The 18,030-nt window shown below is 61.0% G+C and carries 15 protein-coding genes; 14 read left to right on the top strand and 1 reads right to left on the bottom strand.

Annotated elements, in window-relative coordinates:
- The first annotated feature begins 178 nt into the window (after positions 1–178).
- The 10 genes from dnaX (at position 179) to ABEA58_RS03120 (ending at position 9,570) form a co-directional block, all read left to right on the top strand.
- Positions 179–2,620 (top strand): DNA polymerase III subunit gamma/tau, encoded by a 2,442-nt coding sequence (dnaX, locus tag ABEA58_RS03165; RefSeq protein WP_345548760.1) that lies wholly within the window; start codon positions 179–181, stop codon positions 2,618–2,620.
- Between the two features lie 86 nt (positions 2,621–2,706).
- A complete protein-coding gene (locus tag ABEA58_RS03160) occupies positions 2,707–3,051 on the top strand; it encodes a YbaB/EbfC family nucleoid-associated protein (protein ID WP_345548758.1) in 345 nt (114 codons plus the stop codon).
- A 71-nt stretch (positions 3,052–3,122) separates the two neighbouring features.
- Positions 3,123–3,737, top strand: a complete 615-nt coding sequence (gene recR / locus ABEA58_RS03155; RefSeq protein WP_345548757.1) for a recombination mediator RecR — start codon at positions 3,123–3,125, stop codon at positions 3,735–3,737.
- Positions 3,737–4,870, top strand: coding sequence for a ribonuclease D (rnd, locus tag ABEA58_RS03150; protein WP_345548756.1), 1,134 nt, complete (start codon positions 3,737–3,739; stop codon positions 4,868–4,870). Before recR ends, rnd begins: the two co-directional genes overlap by 1 nt.
- Position 4,871: 1 nt before the next feature.
- On the top strand, positions 4,872–5,159 hold the full coding sequence (locus tag ABEA58_RS03145) for a YcgL domain-containing protein (protein ID WP_345548754.1): 288 nt from the start codon (positions 4,872–4,874) through the stop codon (positions 5,157–5,159).
- 14 nt (positions 5,160–5,173) lie between these two features.
- The gene (locus ABEA58_RS03140; protein ID WP_345548752.1) at positions 5,174–5,659 is read left to right on the top strand and encodes a YcgN family cysteine cluster protein; all 486 of its coding nucleotides are present in this window, start codon (positions 5,174–5,176) and stop codon (positions 5,657–5,659) included.
- 103 nt (positions 5,660–5,762) lie between these two features.
- Entirely contained in the window at positions 5,763–6,146 is a 384-nt protein-coding gene (locus tag ABEA58_RS03135) for a hypothetical protein (protein WP_345548750.1), read from the top strand.
- A 234-nt stretch (positions 6,147–6,380) separates the two neighbouring features.
- Positions 6,381–7,061 carry a YEATS-associated helix-containing protein gene (locus tag ABEA58_RS03130; RefSeq protein WP_345548748.1) on the top strand — a complete coding sequence of 227 codons (681 nt, stop codon included), beginning with the start codon at positions 6,381–6,383 and terminating at the stop codon, positions 7,059–7,061.
- Positions 7,062–7,195: 134 nt separating this feature from the next.
- Positions 7,196–8,041, top strand: coding sequence for an AAA family ATPase (locus ABEA58_RS03125; RefSeq protein WP_345548821.1), 846 nt, complete (start codon positions 7,196–7,198; stop codon positions 8,039–8,041).
- A 347-nt stretch (positions 8,042–8,388) separates the two neighbouring features.
- A complete protein-coding gene (locus tag ABEA58_RS03120) occupies positions 8,389–9,570 on the top strand; it encodes a vWA domain-containing protein (protein WP_345548746.1) in 1,182 nt (393 codons plus the stop codon).
- Between the two features lie 354 nt (positions 9,571–9,924).
- Here ABEA58_RS03120 and ABEA58_RS03115 read toward each other — a convergent pair whose 3' ends face one another.
- Positions 9,925–11,406: a peptide MFS transporter gene (locus ABEA58_RS03115; RefSeq protein ID WP_345548744.1), complete on the bottom strand. Its 1,482-nt coding sequence runs from the start codon at positions 11,404–11,406 to the stop codon at positions 9,925–9,927.
- A 179-nt stretch (positions 11,407–11,585) separates the two neighbouring features.
- Here ABEA58_RS03115 and hrpA point away from each other — a divergent pair, with 179 nt between their 5' ends.
- From hrpA to ABEA58_RS03095, 4 genes are all read left to right on the top strand, one after another.
- Positions 11,586–15,527: an ATP-dependent RNA helicase HrpA gene (hrpA, locus tag ABEA58_RS03110; protein ID WP_345548742.1), complete on the top strand. Its 3,942-nt coding sequence runs from the start codon at positions 11,586–11,588 to the stop codon at positions 15,525–15,527.
- A gap of 384 nt (positions 15,528–15,911) precedes the next feature.
- Positions 15,912–16,187, top strand: a complete 276-nt coding sequence (locus ABEA58_RS03105) for an HvfA family oxazolone/thioamide-modified RiPP metallophore (protein ID WP_345548740.1) — start codon at positions 15,912–15,914, stop codon at positions 16,185–16,187.
- A 189-nt stretch (positions 16,188–16,376) separates the two neighbouring features.
- The gene (locus tag ABEA58_RS03100) at positions 16,377–17,228 is read left to right on the top strand and encodes an HvfB family MNIO-type RiPP peptide maturase (RefSeq protein ID WP_345548819.1); all 852 of its coding nucleotides are present in this window, start codon (positions 16,377–16,379) and stop codon (positions 17,226–17,228) included.
- Positions 17,212–18,018 carry an HvfC family RiPP maturation protein gene (locus tag ABEA58_RS03095; RefSeq protein WP_345548738.1) on the top strand — a complete coding sequence of 269 codons (807 nt, stop codon included), beginning with the start codon at positions 17,212–17,214 and terminating at the stop codon, positions 18,016–18,018. The genes ABEA58_RS03100 and ABEA58_RS03095 overlap by 17 nt, the downstream gene beginning before the upstream one ends.
- Positions 18,019–18,030 lie beyond the last annotated feature (12 nt).

Below are 18,030 nucleotides of genomic sequence, written 5' to 3'. Positions count from 1 at the left end.
CGCCAGCCCGAATTTTGGTTTTCTGCGGCGTTGCGACACTTATAACACATGCGCTGCGGAGTGGACGAGGGCGCTGGTTGCGGTTTCCAGTCTCCATCCTGTGCTGGGCCGCGGATGCCGTTATAATGGCCGCCGCTTAGCAAAAGTCACCAGTTGGCGCCCAGGCGCTGGAGAGCGGATGAGTTATCAAGTACTGGCACGCAAATGGCGGCCGCGGTTGTTTCGGGAGATGGTCGGTCAGGAGCATGTGCTTCAGGCGCTGATCAATGCTCTCGATAATGGCCGTCTCCACCATGCCTATCTCTTTGCCGGTACCCGCGGTGTGGGTAAGACCACTATCGCGCGCATCCTGGCCAAGTGCCTCAACTGCGAAACGGGTGTGAGTTCCGAGCCCTGTGGCCAGTGCGCCGCCTGTACGGAGATTGCCGACGGACGCTTTGTGGACCTGATCGAGGTGGACGCCGCCTCGCGCACCAAGGTGGAGGACACTCGCGAGCTGCTGGAGAACGTCCAGTACGCCCCGACCCGCGGCCGCTATAAGGTGTACCTCATCGACGAGGTGCACATGCTTTCCAACAGTTCCTTTAACGCGCTGTTGAAGACTCTGGAAGAACCCCCTCCTCACGTCAAGTTTCTGCTCGCCACCACGGACCCGCAAAAACTGCCGGTGACCGTGCTGTCTCGCTGTCTGCAGTTCAACCTCAAGAATATGAGCCCCGAGCGGGTGGTGGAGCATCTGCGCTTCGTATTGGGGCAGGAGATGGTGCCTTTTGAGGAGGGCGCCCTCTGGCATCTGGGGCGCGCGGCCGATGGCAGTATGCGCGACGCCATGAGTCTGACAGACCAGGCGATTGCCTTTGGCGGCGGCAAGATTGCCGAGCCGGAAGTCAGGGCAATGCTCGGCAGTATTGATACCGGCCTGGTGTGGAAACTGCTTCAGGCTTTGGCAGATGAAAGCGCCCAGAGCCTGTTTGCCGCTGTGGCCGAACTGGCCGAGCAGGCCCCGGACTACGGCGCCGCCCTGGCCGAGCTGGCCAATAACCTGCACCGCATTGCCGTGGCTCAGGTATTGCCGCAATCGGTAGACAACACCCTCGGCGATGGTGAGCGGCTCAGCCATTTTGCCGGCCTGCTGGCGCCGGAGAACGTGCAGCTTTATTACCAGATGGCGCTGCACGCGCGGCGCGATCTGTCGCTGGCGCCGGACCCCCGCAGTGGTTTTGAAATGGCCCTGTTGCGCATGCTCGCATTCCGACCGCAGGGGGTGGCCGATGTGCCCACTGCCCCACTGCCGGCACAGGCGAGCCCGTCCGGTGAAGCGCCGCAGCCCGTGGAGGAACCGGCGGCAAAAAAGCCCCAGGCGGTAACACCGCCGGCTGAGGCCGGCCCCGCCGTTAATTTCGCTGTTAATGTGGCGGCACAGGCTCCGCTTCCAGCCTCGATGGATGCTTCTGCCCAGCCTACAGGTACGGTGACACCCGGCCCGGTGCACCAGCCAGTCGCTGGTGAGGAGCCCTCAGCCAGGCAGGAGCCCTCAGCCAGGCAGGAGTCCTCAGCCAAACAGGAGCCCTCAGCGAGGCAGGAGCCTTCAGCTAAACAAGAGCCTTCAGCTAAACAAGAGCCCTCAGCGAGGCAGGAGCCTCCAGCCTGGCAAGAGCTCTCAGCCAAACAAGAGCCCTCAGCCTGGCAGGAACCCGGGTCCTCCTTAGCCGCTCCGGCCGCCGAACAACCGGTGCATAGCGCGGCCTCGCAAGCCCCGGCGAATACACCCCGTGGGGTAGCCGCCGACAGCGCTCCCCCCTGGCATGTGGAGGATTCGCATCCGCAGCCAGGGGATACTCCTGCGGAGATACTCGAGCCGGCTGGGCAGGGCGGCCAGCCGACTCAGCTCCAGCCGGAGCCGAGTCAGGCGCAGCCGCAGCAGTTCGACACGCCAGAGACCGCGGCTGGCAGTGTGGAGGCCCGCTCCGTTGCCGGAACCGATATTGCGCCTGAGCGGATAGCCCCTCAGCAGGCCTTGCAGGAACGGGTCGCCAATACTCAGGCGCCTGAGCCCGCCGGCGATGAGCGCGCTGCCCTGCGGGCGCTGTTGCGGGATAAGGTGGCGGCGGTGGAGTCCGCGGCTCCTAATTCAGCATCCAGCTCAGCACCTAACCCGGTATCGGCTCCGCAGCCGCGAGTGGCCCGAGCGCCGCACCAGAGTGGCCCGAGCGCCCGCCTTGAGTCATTGACCAGCGGCAGCTGGCCTGCGCTCTATGGCCAGCTGGGGGTGACCGGGATTCTGCACTCTATCGGCTTCCATCTGGAACTGGTGGGGCGGCAGGACAATATACTGTCCTTTACCCTGGATGAGTCCTATAGCAGCCTGTATGACGAGGTGCATCAGCGCCGCCTGGCGGATGTGTTGAGTGACTTTTTCCAGCAGCCGGTCACGGTTTATATCCAGGTGGGCCAGGTGCACGGCGGTACCCCGGCCAGGCTGGCGGCGGCGACCCGCGAGGCGCGCGCGGTGGCGGCCCGCGATGCGCTGTCCCAGGACCCGCTGGTGCGGGAGCTGCAGGCCGAGCTGGGGGCCGAGCTGGTGCCGGAAACCCTGGAATACCTGGCAGAGTCCAACTAAAGCTGCAGGCTCAGCAATCAGCAATCAGCAATCAGCAAAGTGCAGCGCAAAATTTTTCGCTGAAAGTATTCAGTAAGAGGTGAATCATGAAAGGTTTGGGCGATTTGATGCAGCAGGCTCAGAAAATGCAGGCCGACATGCAGGAAAAAATGCAGAAGATGCAGCAGCAGCTGACAGATCTGCGCGTCTGTGGCGAGGCCGGTGCCGGCATGGTCAAGGTGACCATGAACGGACGCCATGATGTGACTGCGGTGAATATCGATCCCAGTCTGCTGTCCGAGGACAAGGAAATGCTGGAGGACCTGTTGGCGGCGGCGGTCAACGACGCGGTGCGCCGAGTGGAGGAAAAAACCCAGGAGCTGCAGAAAGAGCAGATGGGTGGGCTGGCCGCGGGTTTGAACCTGCCCGATGGTTTCAAGTTTCCCTTCTGATTTGGCTCGTCCAAACAGGTAATCGTCTTCAGGCAATAGTCTCCAGGTAATAATCTCCAGGCAAAATCTGCATGTTCAGCCCCCTGATCGAAGAATTGATAAGCGCGTTGCGCTGCCTGCCGGGCGTCGGACCCAAATCCGCCCAGCGCATGGCGATGTATCTGCTGGAGAAAGACCGCGACGCCGCCGGTAAGCTGGCGAGAACCCTTGAGCAGTCCATCGAGCGGGTTGGCCGCTGTGGCCAGTGCCGTACGCTGACAGAGCAGGAAATTTGCGCGCTCTGCGCTAACAGCCGCCGCGATGAAAAATCTCTCTGTGTGGTCGAGACCCCCGCCGACGTGCTGGCGATCGAGCAGGCCGGCAATTACCACGGCCGCTACTTTGTTCTGCACGGGCATCTGTCGCCCATTGACGGTGTCGGCCCCGGGGACCTCGGTATGGATCTGCTGGAGCGCAGGCTGGCTGATGAGCCGCTGCAGGAACTGATCATCGCCACCAACCCCACCGTGGAGGGCGAGGCCACAGCCCAGTTTATCGCCGAGCGTGCCCGCGCTTGCGGGGTTGCCGTCAGCCGCATCGCCCACGGTGTTCCCATTGGTGGCGAACTCGAATATATCGACGGCGGCACCCTGGCGCACGCCTTCAACAGTCGCACGGCGTTTTTCGCCGGCGGCCGGGAGTCCTGATGCTGAATGTAGATACCACGCCGCGCTGGGTGGATAGCAGTGAAGAACTGGCGGAGCTTTGCCATAAGTGGCGGCAGCAGAAGGCGATTGCGCTGGACACCGAGTTTATGCGCAGCCGAACTTTTTATCCGCAACCGGCACTGGTTCAGGTGGGCGATGGCCAGCACAGCTATCTGATCGACAACCTGGCGATCGAAAATCTCGAACCGCTGCGGGCGCTGCTTCTGGATACCGGTGTCACCAAGATCATGCACAGTTGCAGTGAGGATCTGGAAACACTCGACCGGCTGCTCGATGCAATCCCAGAACCCATCTTCGATACCCAGATCGCCGCCGCCCTCAGCGGCCTCGGCGCCGGTCTCGGTTACGCCGCCGCCGTAAAGACGCTTCTCAATATAGAACTGCCCAAGAGCGAGACGCGCTCGGACTGGCTGCAGCGACCACTGAGCGAAGCACAAAAAAATTACGCAGCCCTCGACGTGGCCTGGCTGCCGCATATCTATGCGCTCCTGTTGAAGCGTTTGCGCGAGATGGACCGCCTCGAGTGGCTGCAGGAGGATTGCGCACAGTTGATCGCCGCGGCCCGCAATCCGCAGCCGCCGGAACTTTATTATCAGAAGGTAAAGGGCGCATGGCGCCTGCGCGGCAAGCAGCTCGCCGCCCTGCAGGACCTGTGTGCCTGGCGTGAGCGCGAAGCGCGCCTGCGGGATATGCCCCGCAACCATTTGCTCAAGGAGGCGGTTTGTCTCAACCTCGCGCAACAGCTCCCGGATCACCCGGCAGCCATGGCGCAGCCCGGGCTGGAGGGGCGCACACTGCGCGAGTATGGTGCTACCCTGCTCGACATCATCGCCCGCGCCTGCGAGCGTACGGACGCCCCCCCGGCTTTACCGCAGCCTCTCAGCCGGCGGCAGGGCGAAATCCTGAAAGAGCTGCGCAGGTCCGTCAACGACGTGGCTGAGCGTGAGGGGCTGCCGCCAGAAATTCTCGTGCGCAAAAAAGAGCTGGAGTCGCTGGTGCAGGCGGAGTCTCCGGGCCTGGAGGGAAGGCTGTGCGGCTGGCGCGGCGAGTTGATTGGTGGCGTTCTGCTGCAAACACTGGGTGTGTCCCTGGAAGAGTCGGAGAGTAAGTAGTTTGAAAACGGTTTGTGATATCTATCGCAGCTCCCGCGACGATGAAATGTACCTCTACGTCGACAAGCGCGAGGGCTTGCAGAGGGTGCCTGAAAAACTGCTCGAATTATTTGGCCAGCCCAGGCATGTGATGACCATGCTACTGACCCCGGAAAAAAAACTGGGCCGGGCCAACGCGGCCAAGGTGCTGGACGAAATCGGCGAGCGGGGTTTTTACCTGCAGATGCCGCCGGTGGTGGATAGCGAAATGAGCGGGATTGCCGCGCAAAACAGCAAGCTGCAGCGCTAGGTGGTGGGTGGTAAATGGCAGCTGGAAGGCGCGCGGTGATCGGCGAGAGTGATTTGGGTACACGTCCATTCTGGCAGGCTAAATCCCTCGAGCAAATGACGGAGTCCGAGTGGGAATCCCTCTGTGATGGCTGCGGGCGCTGTTGCCTCCACCGTCTAGAGGACGAGGACAGCGGCGAAGTATTTACCACCAATGTCGCCTGCCGTCTGCTGGACAGCCACTCCTGCCAGTGCAGCCAGTATCCCGAGCGCAAGAAGCTGGTGCCGGACTGTATCCAGTTGCGCGCGCAGGATGTGCCGGCGTTTGGCTGGCTCCCCGCAACCTGTGCCTACCGGACCCTGGCGGAAGGGCGCCCGCTGGCGGACTGGCACCCGCTGGTGTCCGGCCGTCGGGACTCTGTGCACGAGGCCGGTATCTCCGTGCGCGGTGCCGTAATCAGCGAGGAGTATGTGCATCCCGATGATTTTGAAGAGCACGTCGTTACCTGGGTGGGTGATTGAGGCGTTGCCGCATTGTTAGTGCGGAATGGTTAAGGTTTCTGTGGCGGTGCCGCAGTTTGAGTAATTTTGACAAATAAAGAACAGGGACTCAGGGCGTAGACCTATGCTGGAAGAATATCGTTTGGCCTGGATGATTTACGCTGGCAGCACCCTGGTGCTGTTGGCGGCGGGCTGGTGGTTTATGCGCAACTGGGAGTGGAGCTGGCTGCGCCGGGCGATTCTCATCGTCGTTGCCGCGGTGTTGCTGCTGCCGGCCCGGGGTGGACAGGCACCGGATGCGCCGGCGATGCCGGTCTTGCCGCTGTTTGTGTACCAGACCCTGTTCGAAGACGATGGCGCCGCCCCGGAAGTGACCGCCAACCTGGTTTTTGCCTCGGCGGGGGCTCTTGGCTTGCTCGGTGGCTGGGGCCTGTTTTCCCTGTTGATCAACCGCCGGCGGCGAAAGCTGCGAGAGGCGGAACATGATCCCTATCTCAATGAGCCTTAACCCGTCCTGTTAATGCCCCGCTGCCCATCAATGTCCCCCCTTCCGCCCGGGCCGCAGAACTAGTCGCCGCTTGCCACTTTCGCCTCCACGCGGCAGGTTGGCAGCTGCTATATCTATAAGGCTGATCTGCGCCTGTGGCGCAGAGTCATCCGATCGAATGGCGACTGACATTCTGACATCATTGGGTCATTAGGGGCCGCGGGCGCAGCGAGTGTGCCTGGCAGAGGATTACGGATGCTCGACCACCTGCTCATACTTGCCGCGGTGATGCTGGTTTCCGGGATACTCGGTGGCCTGGTGAATTATTACCAGATGCTGTTTACCGAGGAGGACCCAGCGGGTCTGGCGCGCTGCCTCATTTTGGGGTTGAGCGGCGCATTAATGGTGCCGATTTTCCTGAAGTTCACCCAGAGTGATCTGCTGATCGAGATACAGGGGGATCCCTCGCGGCTGCTGCTTTTTACCGGCTACTGCCTGCTCGCCGCCATCGCCTCGCGGGTGTTTGTATTCAATGCGGCCAGGCGCCAGCTGCGCGATGCAAGTATTGCGCGGGCCCGGGTGGAGAGTCTCGAGCAGGAACTGCGGGCCATGCAGCTGGAGATGATGCCGCTGCTGGAGCATGAGATCGAGAGTGATCCGGAGCAGGGCCCCAGCCTGGACTTCAACCAGATCCGCAAGCTCGATGACAATGCCCTGCAGGTACTCAAGCTGTTGAATACTGGTGACTGCGTGTTCCGCTCACTGCACGGTGTGGTGCACGAGGGGGCCATGGAAACCAACTCGGTGGCGCGGGCGCTCAACAGCCTGCTGGTACTGGAGATGGTCGGCAAGATTCACAGTCACCTGGGTATTCGCTGGTACATTACCGACAAGGGCCGTCAGGTGGTGCTGCGCCGCAGCACTGAAATCGCCTGACCTCCATTCCTTTTTTCCGCAGCGCTCGCTTCCCGCTCACCCCTGTCACTCCCTTTGGCCGATTCCGTCTTTGGCAGTCGTTGCGCAATCTTTTACCATCGGCACATCTGCCTGTATTAGAGACTGGAGTGACGATGAAATTTACCGGCACCGACAGCTACGTGGCCACCGAAGACCTGCAGATGGCGGTCAACGCGGCCGTCACCCTGCAGCGCCCGCTGCTGATCAAGGGAGAGCCCGGCACCGGCAAGACCCTGCTGGCCGAAGAGGTGGCCAGCAGCCTCGGAGCCAGGCTGATCCAGTGGCACATCAAGTCCACCACCAAGGCTCAGCAAGGCCTGTATGAATACGATGCGGTATCCCGTCTGCGGGACTCCCAGCTGGGCGTGGACCGGGTTCACGATATCCGCAACTACATCAAACGCGGCAAACTGTGGGAAGCCTTCGATGCCGATGAGCGGGTGGTTCTGCTGATCGACGAGATCGACAAGGCGGATATCGAGTTCCCCAACGACCTGCTGGTGGAACTGGACCGGATGGAATTCTTCGTCTATGAAACCGGCGAGACAGTAAAAGCCCGGCAGCGTCCCATTGTTATCATCACCTCCAATAACGAGAAAGAACTGCCCGACGCTTTCCTGCGCCGCTGCTTCTTCCACTACATCAGCTTCCCCGACCGGGACACCATGCAGAAAATTGTCGATGTCCACTATCCGGGCATCAAGGGTCAGCTGGTGGCCGAGGCGATGGATATCTTTTTCCAGCTGCGCGAAGTGCCGGGGTTGAAGAAAAAGCCCTCCACCTCCGAACTGATCGACTGGCTCAAGTTGCTGCTTGCCGACGATATTCCCGAGGAAGTTCTCAAGAACAGCGATGGCACCAGCGCGATTCCACCCTTGTATGGCGCACTGCTGAAAAATGAGCAGGACGTGCATATGCTCGAGCGCCTGGCCTTTATGTCTCGGCGGGAAAACCGCTGAAGGAAGAATCGTTACCGGGGTGGCCGCAGTCGTTAGCGGCTAGGTGGCGAAGTGTTAAGGAAAGCGGCCCGGTGAGTTTCGTTGCGGACCTGACGATCAGGGCGGCCAGGCCATGAAGTGGCTATTAATTACTGGCCATTAGTCATTAGTCATTAGTCATTGGCCATTGGTCGCTAGCGCGAGCCTTTTGACGCTGGCCGTGAGTGTTTTCAGGGCGGCCTGCCTGCGGTGCTTGTGGTCGCCAGTTTTCCAGCTGGTTCCCTCTCGCTGGCAAGCCCGTCGCTCATCGGCTGCCGTTGGCAATTTGCCGGCAGGGTTCTGCCGTCTATCAACGTCTGATTAAGATTATGCTGATTGGTTTTTTTCTCAACCTGCGCCGTTTCAAGCTGCCGGTTTCCATAACCGAGTTGCTGTCGTTGCTGGAAGCGCTGCAGCAGCGGCTGGTATTCGCCGATCTCGAGGAGTTTTATTTCCTCGCGCGCACCTGCCTGGTCAAAGACGAGAAGCATTTCGACAAGTTCGACCGCGCCTTCAGTGCCTACTTCAAAGACCTGGAAACCCTCGATGATGTGCTCGAGCAGATGATCCCTGAGGATTGGCTGCGGGCAGAGTTCCTCAAGCAGCTGAGCGAGGAGGAAAAGGCCAAAATCGACAGTCTGGGTGGGCTGGAAAAACTGCTCGAAGAGTTCCGGAAACGGCTGGAAGAGCAGAAGAAAAAGCACAGTGGCGGCAACCGCTGGATCGGCACCGGCGGTACCAGCCCGTTTGGCAACAGCGGGTATAACCCGGAGGGGATACGGGTGGGCGGCAGCAGCCGCAACCGCTCTGCGGCCAAGGTATGGGAAAAGCGGCAGTTCAAGAATCTCGATGACAGCATCACCCTGGGTACCCGCAATATTCAGGTGGCGCTGCGCAAGCTGCGAAAATTTGCCCGCACCGGCGCCGCCGAAGAGCTGGACCTGAATGACACCATCTCTTCCACGGCCCGCAACGCGGGGTTGCTGGATATCAAGATGGTGCCCGAGCGCCACAACGCCATCAAAGTGCTGATTTTCTTTGATGTGGGTGGCTCCATGGACCCCTACGTGAAAGTGTGTGAAGAACTGTTCTCGGCCTGTCGCACGGAATTCAAGCACCTGGAGTATTACTACTTTCACAACTTCATTTATGAACACCTGTGGAAAGACAATCAGCGCCGTTACAGTGAAACCACACCGTTGCTGGAAGTGCTGCGCACCTACGGCAAGGATTACAAGGTGATCTTTGTGGGTGATGCCTCCATGGCACCCTACGAGATTACCCATCGCTACGGCAGCGTGGAGCATATGAACGAGCAGCCGGGCGCGGTCTGGATGGAGCAGGTTACCGATCACTATCCCGATGTGGTGTGGCTGAATCCGGTGGGTGAGGAATACTGGCAATATACCTCCAGTATCGGCATCACCCGCCAGCTGTTGGAGGGGCGAATGTACCCCATGACCCTGGAGGGGCTCGACCGGGCCATCGGGCGTCTGGTCAAAGGCCGCTAACCGGTTGTGCGGAGACGCGCCGCAAGGCCGCAAGAATAAGACCGTTCAGCTAAGAGCATTCAAGCCAAATCTGGGGTTAAGTTAACAGCGTTAAAGTGAAGGCGTCAGTGAAGGCGTCGATGCCGTTACAGTCGTTAAAACGGTTAAAAGCTTTAATGGCGGCAGCGTTGGTGGTTACCCTTTGATTGCAGATTGCAGATTGCAGATTGCAGATTGCAGATTGCAGATAAATAGAAGGGGCGGCCGCTATGCGACGGTCGCCCCTTGTGTTGTCTGTGTTGCTGTTACTGTTACTGTTACTGTTGCTGTTGCTGCTTGCCTTGCCGTGATGGCCGGGGCTGCTCCTCGCGGTCCCTATTCCTTGCCGCTGAAGTGCTTCGGCGGGATTCCATCATGGTCGGCGGTAATGCCGATTTCCTCCTTGGTGGTCGCTCCCACTTCGGTGTGGCACTGTTCGGCACCGTGCATCCAGTCCACCAGTTTTTCGCGGATAAAGAACAGGATAATGCCCGCGCCGATAGCGGCGATGGCCACGCCACCGAAGGTAACCAGCGGGCCGGATTCGCCCACCAGTTTGCCGATCTCCGCGGCGCCCTTATTGGCAATGCCGATAAAGGCGAACCAGAGCCCCATCATCAGCGACAGGTAGCGCAGCGGCGACAGCTTGGTCACCATCGAAAGCCCGATGGGTGACAGACACAGCTCGCCAATCGTGTGGAAGATATAGGCCACCACCAGCCACCAGAGGCTGGCTTTGGCGGTTTCCGAGTCGCCGATCTGAAGCGCCGCGCCCACCATGGAAACGAAGCCGAGCCCCAGAAATACCAGCCCCATGCTGAACTTCCCCGGCGAGTCGGGCTCGCGGTCACCGAGTCCCACCCAGATGCTGGCCATGATCGGCGCCAGGATGATGATAAACAGGGGGTTGACCATCTGCAGCCAGCTGGCGGGAATCTCGAAACCGCCGACGTTCAGGTCTGTGTTGTACTTGGCGAAGAGGTTCATGGACCCCGCCGCCTGCTCGAAGCCGGCCCAGAAGATGACGGTAAAAACACCGAGAATGAGAATAACTTTGATGCGGTCGCGCTCCTCCGTTGTCAGTGGCTTGTGGCGGTCGCCCACATCACGCTTCAATCCCAGTTGCGCCGAGGGTTGGTTGCCCACATTGCCGAGATAGCGGTTGGCCTGGGTCATCTGCAGCAGCAGGCCCAGCGCCATCCCCAGGCCGGCAACGAAAAAGGCCAACTGGTAGTCCACCTTTTCGCCAATCCAGCCAATGACCAGATAGCCGAGGATGGAGCCCAGGTTGATGCCCATGTAAAAGATGGTGAAGGCGGTGTCGCGGCGCTTGTCCCCCTCGTCGTAGAGGTCGCCCACCATGGTGGAGATATTGGGTTTGAAGAAGCCGTTGCCGAGAATCAGCAGTGCCAGGCCCAGCCACAGCATATAAATCTGCGTGCCGTCCGGCAGCCAGCCGTGGGGGAAGCCGAGGGCAAACTGGCCCAGCATCATCAGGGTGCCGCCGAACATAATGCAGCGGCGTTGCCCCCATTTATTGTCCGCCACCCAGCCGCCGATGATGGGGGTGAGGTAAACCAGCATGGCATACCAGCCCAGATAACTGAGCGCCTTCGACTGCAGCTCCACTTCCGACAGCTGCTCCCAGCCAAAGGCCACCGCCGCAGTGGCGGAGGTCAGGTAGAAGACGAAGATGCCGCGCATGCCGTAATAGCTGAGCCGCTCCCACATCTCTGTGCCGAACAGCAGGAACAGACCCTTGGGGTGCCCCAGCATTTCGCCGGCCTCGGCAGGGGGTTTTGGCTTGAACTCTTGCATGTCGGTACCTCGGGCAGGCGGCGGAGGAGGGTTGCATGTTTCCCCTTGCCCGGAGGCGGGGGATGCGATTGCAATGAGTATAGAACAGCGCCAACAGGTGGCGTGGCTGGCGGCGGCGCGGCTTTAGCCGCCATGGGGCAAGCAGGTATAATCGGCGGTTTGCAGTCAGTTGCCGGATTATGAGTCACACCGAAACCCAACAAGCCCTCCGCGTCCTGGACACCCTGAGCGCCCAGATGGAGCAGCGGCTGGCCCACTGCATGGGGCGCGACCGGCAGCGCCTGCGCAAGGGGCTGGACAACGCGCGGCGACGCTTACAGTCCGGCAAGCCTGCGGAGCGGATACTGGCGCAGCTGCAGCAGGACCTGCAGGCTTCCGAGGCGCTGGCCCGCGCGCGGCGGGAAAAGCTGCCGCAGATCCGCTGGCCGGAAGCGCTGCCGGTGGTGTCGCGCCGCGAAGAAATCGCCGAACTGATCGCCGCCAGTCAGGTGGTGGTGGTGGCCGGGGAAACCGGCTCCGGCAAAACCACCCAGCTGCCGAAAATCTGTCTGCAGCTGGGGCGGGGCGTCTATGGCCAGATCGGCCACACCCAGCCGCGGCGGATCGCCGCGCGCACCGTGGCCAACCGCATTGCCGAAGAGCTGAACCAGCCGCTCGGGCACTCCGTGGGTTATCAGGTGCGCTTCACCGACCACAGTGACGAGCACACCCATGTCAAATTGATGACAGATGGCATCCTGCTGGCGGAGATTCAGCGTGATCCCCTGTTAAGCAAGTACGACACGCTGATTATCGACGAGGCCCACGAGCGCAGCCTCAACATCGATTTCCTGCTCGGCTACCTGAAAACGATCCTGCCCCGGCGCCCGGACCTGAAGCTGATCATCACCTCCGCCACCATTGATTTGGAGAAATTCTCCCGGCATTTTGACGATGCGCCGATTATTGAAGTGTCCGGGCGCACCTACCCGGTGGAGATTCACTATCGCCCGCCAATAGACAGTGATGCCGACCTCAGCGGCCAGATTATCGATGCCGTGCAGGAACTGCTGCAGGAAGAGAAACACAGTGGCCGTCGCGGGGGGGATCTTCTCGTTTTTATGAGCGGCGAGCGGGAGATTCGCGAGTGCGCCAAGGCCCTGCGCGATGCCCAGATTCCGCAGCTGGAGGTACTGCCGCTGTATGCCCGCCTCAGTCTGGCGGAGCAGAGCCGGGTTTTTCACGGCCATAAGGGGCGGCGCATCGTGCTTGCCACCAACGTCGCGGAAACCTCCATCACCGTGCCCGGCATTCGCTATGTGATCGATCCCGGCACCGCCCGCGTCAGCCGCTACAGCTATCGCAGCAAGATCCAGCGGTTGCCGGTGGAGGCCATTTCCCAGGCCAGCGCCAACCAGCGCGCGGGGCGTTGCGGGCGGGTGAGTGCCGGTGTCTGTGTGCGCCTGTACGAGGAGCGCGACTTCGAGCAGCGCCCGGAATTTACCGATGCGGAAATTCTGCGCACCAACCTGGCCGCGGTCATCCTGCAGATGCTGCAATTGCGCATTGGCGATATCCGCGATTTTCCGTTTGTCGACCCGCCCGATCCCCGGCTCATCAACGATGGCTACAAGCTCCTGCAGGAATTGCAGGCGGTCACAGCCGGCGGCAAGGTAACACCCCTGGGGCGGGCGCTGTCCCGGTTGCCGCTGGACCCGCGTCTCGGTCGTATGCTGCTGGCCGCCGGGGATAACAACAGCCTGCGTGAGCTGCTGATTATCGTTAGTGCGCTGGCGGTTCAGGACCCCCGCGAGCGCCCGGCGGAAAAGCGCCAGGCCGCTGATGAAAAACACCGGCAGTGGCAGCACGAGCAGTCGGACTTTCTTTCCTATGTGCAGCTGTGGGACGCCTTCGAAGAACAGCGCCAGGCACTCAGCCAGAACCAGTTGCGCAAGTGGTGCCAGAAGAACTACCTGTCCTGGTTGCGTATGCGCGAATGGAGGGATATCCATCACCAGCTGCGCATCGCCGCCCGCGAGCTGAAATTAAAAGAGCATCCCGAGGCGGCCACCTACGAGGCGGTGCACCGGTCTATTTTGCCGGGGCTGCTCGGCAATATCGGTGTGCGTGACGAGAACAAGGAGTTTCTCGGCTGCCGCAACCGCCGCTTCCATATTTTTCCCGGCAGCGGCCAGTTCAAGAAACCGCCGCGCTGGGTGGTCGCAGCCCAGCTGCTGGAAACCAGCCGCCTGTTTGCCCACACGGTTGCCAAAATCGAGCCGGACTGGGTGCAGGCGGTGTCGGAACACCTGGTCAAGCGCAGCTACTCAGAGCCCCATTACGATGCCCGCGCCGGCAGGGTGATGGCGTACGAAAAAGTAACGCTCTATGAGCTGGTGCTGGTGGAAAAACGGCGCATCCATTACGGCAAGTTGAATCCACAGGTGGCGCGTGAGGTGTTTATTCGCCAGGCGATTGTGGAACAGCGCTATCGCGGCAAGGGGCGTTTCTTCCGGCATTACCGTGCCCTGCTGGAGGAACTCGAGGATCTGGAAGCCAAGTCGCGCCGGCGGGATATCGTCGTCGATGATGAGGTGATCTACCGTTTCTTCGACGAGCGCCTGCCGCAGGATATCGTCAACCTGGCCGGCTTTGAACACTGGCGCAAGCAGGCTGAGTCGAGCGATCCGGAGTTGTTGATGGTCCCGCGGGATTTACTCATGCAGCAGAGCACGGATCATATCGGCGAGGCCCAGTTTCCCGATTCCCTGCAGACCGGCGGCATCGAGTTTCCCCTCAGCTATCACTTCGAGCCGGGCAGCGCCGAGGACGGGGTAAGTATTCGCGTACCCGTGGCCGCCTTGCATCAGGTGCCCGGGCCGCGCCTGTCATGGCTGGTGCCGGGGCTGTTGCGGGACAAGTGCATCGCTCTGGTGAAAGGGCTGCCGAAGCAGTGGCGCAAATACTTTGTGCCGGTGCCGGCGGCGGTGGATCGCGCCCTGCCAAGAATGCGGCCCGACAACCTTCCCCTCTGGCAGGTGCTGGCGCAGGAGCTGAAGCGGCAGACCGCGCAGGATCTGCCGGATGAGGCCTGGGAGCGCGCAGAGGCCAGCCTCGAAGATTTCTACCGCTTTAATATCCAGGTGCTGGACGAGGGCGGCAAGCTGCTCGATCAGGGGCGCGACCTCGCCGGGCTGCAGGAGCGCTACCGGGATCGGGTGCAGCAGGAAATCGCCAGCGCCGGTGATGACTTCGAGCGCGAGGGCATCACTCAATGGGATTTCGGCACCCTGCCGGAAACCCACACCATGGACCAGGGCGGGCTCAAGATGCGGGCCTACCCGGCACTGGAAGACTGCGGCGACAGCGTGGCCCTGCGCCTGCTGGACAACCCCGCAGACGCCCGCCGTATCACCCGCGCCGGTATCTGCCGGCTGGCGCTGTTGCACCTGCCGGAAAAGACCAAGTACCTGCGCAAGGAACTGTTGCGCGGCAAGGAGCTGGGTCTCTCCGCCGCCGACCTGGGGCGCCGGGAAGAGGTGGCCGACGATATCCTGATGGCGGCGGCGAAGGAATTGTTCTGGCCCGACGAGCAGTGGCCGCGATCGGCGGAAGGCTTTCTTGCAGCGCTGGAGCGGGAGGGCGAACTGGTGGAGGTGGCACAGGATATCGCCAGCTTGCTGATTCGTTCATTGGCCGACCTGGTGCCGCTGCGCAAGCACATTAAGCAGCAGAAGAATCTGGCGGTGGCGATGGCGGTGGGGGACATTCAGCAGCAGTTGGCCGGCCTCTTCTATCGCGGTTTCCTGTTCGATACCCCGCGGGAGTGGCTGCGCCAGTACGGCCGCTACCTCAAGGGCATTACCCTGCGGCTGGAAAAAGCCGCGCTCGACCCGAACCGGGACCGCCGCCTGCAGGCGGAGTACCAGCAGGCGGCGGAGCCGCTGCAGGGCTTGCTCGCCCAGCACGTCTACCGCACCCTGATGGCAGAGCCGCCGCTGGTGCAGTACCGCTGGCTGCTGGAGGAATTCCGCGTCTCGCTGTTCGCCCAGTCCCTCAAGACCCTGATGCCGGTATCGGTGAAGCGGCTGCGCAAGCAGTGGCAGGAAATCGAGCAGGCCGGCCTGCGTTTTTCGTCCTGATTTCTCTAGTTATTCCCAGCCCCGCCTGCTCCGCTCGCGCTCGCTGTTGTGGTGAGCGGGGCCTGCCGCAGGCCCATTGGCGCTGCCACTTAGTGGGGGTGCACAGAGGATGACTTGCCGGAAAACACGTGAAAGCACTTTAATTAGCGCGGAAATTGAGGCAACTTTACGGTTAAGTGACTGATACGTTCCGGTGTTCAGTGCGTAAGCTGTCACTGGTTAGGGGGCTGGCGCATTAAACTGACGTGGGTGACCGAGGGTTTCGGTAGAAATTTAAGAGAAAACCCTGTCACAGACACCTAGAGCGGTGTCTGGAAACCGTGTTGAAAAACTGCGTGAAACCAAGGTCGTTTAGAATCTAGGGTATTCAAAAGGAGAAATGTTATGACTAAGAAGAATGTACCGATTGCAGCCGCTGTAGGCGCCGCTTTTCTGGCGTCGGCGTCCCTGAATGTTTCCGCCGGTATCGTCAGTGATGCCAACCCCTTTGCGGCCGAAGAACTGTCCTCCGGTTATAGCCTGGCCATGCTGAGTGAGCATGACGCCGACGGCAAGAAAAAAGAGGGCAAGTGTGGCGAAGGTAAGTGCGGCGAAGGCAAGTGCGGAGAAGAGGGTAAGAAAAAAGAAGGTAAATGCGGCGAGGGCAAGTGCGGCGGATAAAGCCGTCTTCCCCGCTTGGCCCTGATCGGGTTTGACCCGAGCGGCCGCAGTGGGGGTGCAAACCGCCCCCGCTGAACTTGTCCCTCATAATGCCCAGTTTCGTCTTTCCCGAATTCTCCTTCCCGCAGTGAGTTAATGACACGCCGCATGAAAACCGCCGAGTCCAAGCCACACGCCAACAGCGCCCCCATGGCCTACCCTGTGCAGGGAGCCGGCCTCGGCCTGCGCCGCGCCATGATGCGCGAAGAAATTGCGCCGGCCGCGGTCGATTTTCTGGAGGTGGCACCGGAAAACTGGATCGGTGTCGGTGGCCGCTTTGGGCGCTGGCTGCGCGAACAGACGGAGCGATTTCCGTTTGTGATTCACGGCCTCTCCCTTTCCATCGGCTCGCCATCCCCCCTGGATATGGATCTCGTGCGTTCTATTAAGGCGTTTATGCGTGAGCACGGCATCCGCTGTTACAGCGAGCACCTGAGTTACTGCTCCGACCACGGCCACCTGTACGACCTGCTGCCGATTCCGTTTACCGAGGAGGCGGTTCGCTATGTGGCGGAGCGCATCCAGCGGGTCCAGGACGCCCTGGGCCAGCGTATTGCGATGGAGAATGTCTCCTATTACGCCGCGCCAGGCTGTGAGATGAGTGAGCTGGAGTTTATCAATGCGGTGCTTAACGAGGCGGATTGTGCGCTGCTGCTGGACGTCAACAATATCTACGTTAACGGCATCAACCACGGGTATGATCCGCTGGAATTCCTGCGCGGGCTGCCCGGGCACCGAATCGCTTACGCCCATGTGGCCGGCCATTACGACGAGGCGGAAGATCTCAAGGTGGACACCCACGGTGCGCCGGTGATCGATCCGGTGTGGCAGCTGCTCGGGGAGGCGTATAAATGCTATGGCCCCATTCCCACACTGCTCGAACGGGATTTCAATCTGCCACCCATGCCGGAATTGCTTGAGGAGGTGGGGCGCATTCGCGACATTCAGAAGCATGTAAAACAGCTTGCCCCCAGAGAGGTGTCCTATGCGCGAGACCGCTAATAGCGGCCCGGCGGGGCCGGGCGAGGGTGGAGCTGGTGAGCGCGAGGGCGGGTTTCAACGGCTGCAGCGGGACTTTGCGGCACACCTGCGCGACCCCAGCCGGCACCCGGCGCCGCCGGGTGTGGAGGATCGGCGGCTCGCCATTTACCGGCAGCTGATTTACAACAATATTGAATCGTTTATTGCCAGCGGCTTCCCGGTATTGCGCAAGCTCTACAGTGAGGCTGACTGGCATCAGTTAGTGCGGAGCTTTGTCCATCTTCACGCCTCCCGCAGTCCATATTTTCTGCAAATCAGCGAGGAATTTCTCCACTACCTGCAAAACGAGCATCAGCCGCGCCCCTGTGATCCGCCGTTTCTGCTGGAGCTGGCTCACTATGAATGGGTGGAGCTGGCGCTGGATGTCAGCGATGCGGAAGTTCCCGCGAACCTGCAGCCGCAGGGGGATGTGCTGGCGCGGGTGCCGGTGGTGTCGCCGCTGGTTTGGAATCTCAGTTATCGCTACCCGGTGCACCTTATTGGCCCCAACTTTCAGCCCGAGCAGCCCCCGCAGGCAGCAACCTTCCTGCTGGTGTACCGCGACAGGGGACAGAAAGTGGGCTTTATGGAAGCCAACGCGGTGACCGCGCGGCTGCTGCAACTGGCGGAAGCCGGCGAGCTGTGCGGGCGCGATTTGCTGGAAACTTTGGCTGGGGAGATGAAGCACCCGCAGCCCGATGTGCTGGTGTCGTTCGGGCGTGACATCCTCGAGAAGTTTCTGCGGGCCGGTATCATCGCTGGGCTAAGGTGAGTCGCATTTAAT

Source organism: Microbulbifer aestuariivivens, assembly GCF_039545115.1.
In the GTDB taxonomy this organism is placed as follows: domain Bacteria; phylum Pseudomonadota; class Gammaproteobacteria; order Pseudomonadales; family Cellvibrionaceae; genus Microbulbifer; species Microbulbifer aestuariivivens.
This window is presented reverse-complemented; position numbering and strand designations above follow the sequence as displayed.

Bases quoted from the DNA above. Each gene is read 5' to 3' on its own strand.
- rnd (WP_345548756.1), top strand. From the start codon at position 3,737: ATGCTGAATGTAGATACCACGCCGCGCTGGGTGGATAGCAGTGAAGAA.
- ABEA58_RS03140 (WP_345548752.1), top strand. From the start codon at position 5,174: ATGGCAGCTGGAAGGCGCGCGGTGATCGGCGAGAGTGATTTGGGTACA.
- recR (WP_345548757.1), top strand. From the start codon at position 3,123: ATGTTCAGCCCCCTGATCGAAGAATTGATAAGCGCGTTGCGCTGCCTG.
- ABEA58_RS03160 (WP_345548758.1), top strand. From the start codon at position 2,707: ATGAAAGGTTTGGGCGATTTGATGCAGCAGGCTCAGAAAATGCAGGCC.
- ABEA58_RS03115 (WP_345548744.1), bottom strand. From the start codon at position 11,406: ATGCAAGAGTTCAAGCCAAAACCCCCTGCCGAGGCCGGCGAAATGCTG.
- ABEA58_RS03125 (WP_345548821.1), top strand. From the start codon at position 7,196: ATGAAATTTACCGGCACCGACAGCTACGTGGCCACCGAAGACCTGCAG.
- hrpA (WP_345548742.1), top strand. From the start codon at position 11,586: ATGAGTCACACCGAAACCCAACAAGCCCTCCGCGTCCTGGACACCCTG.
- ABEA58_RS03130 (WP_345548748.1), top strand. From the start codon at position 6,381: ATGCTCGACCACCTGCTCATACTTGCCGCGGTGATGCTGGTTTCCGGG.
- ABEA58_RS03105 (WP_345548740.1), top strand. From the start codon at position 15,912: ATGACTAAGAAGAATGTACCGATTGCAGCCGCTGTAGGCGCCGCTTTT.
- ABEA58_RS03100 (WP_345548819.1), top strand. From the start codon at position 16,377: ATGGCCTACCCTGTGCAGGGAGCCGGCCTCGGCCTGCGCCGCGCCATG.
- dnaX (WP_345548760.1), top strand. From the start codon at position 179: ATGAGTTATCAAGTACTGGCACGCAAATGGCGGCCGCGGTTGTTTCGG.
- ABEA58_RS03095 (WP_345548738.1), top strand. From the start codon at position 17,212: ATGCGCGAGACCGCTAATAGCGGCCCGGCGGGGCCGGGCGAGGGTGGA.
- ABEA58_RS03135 (WP_345548750.1), top strand. From the start codon at position 5,763: ATGCTGGAAGAATATCGTTTGGCCTGGATGATTTACGCTGGCAGCACC.
- ABEA58_RS03120 (WP_345548746.1), top strand. From the start codon at position 8,389: ATGCTGATTGGTTTTTTTCTCAACCTGCGCCGTTTCAAGCTGCCGGTT.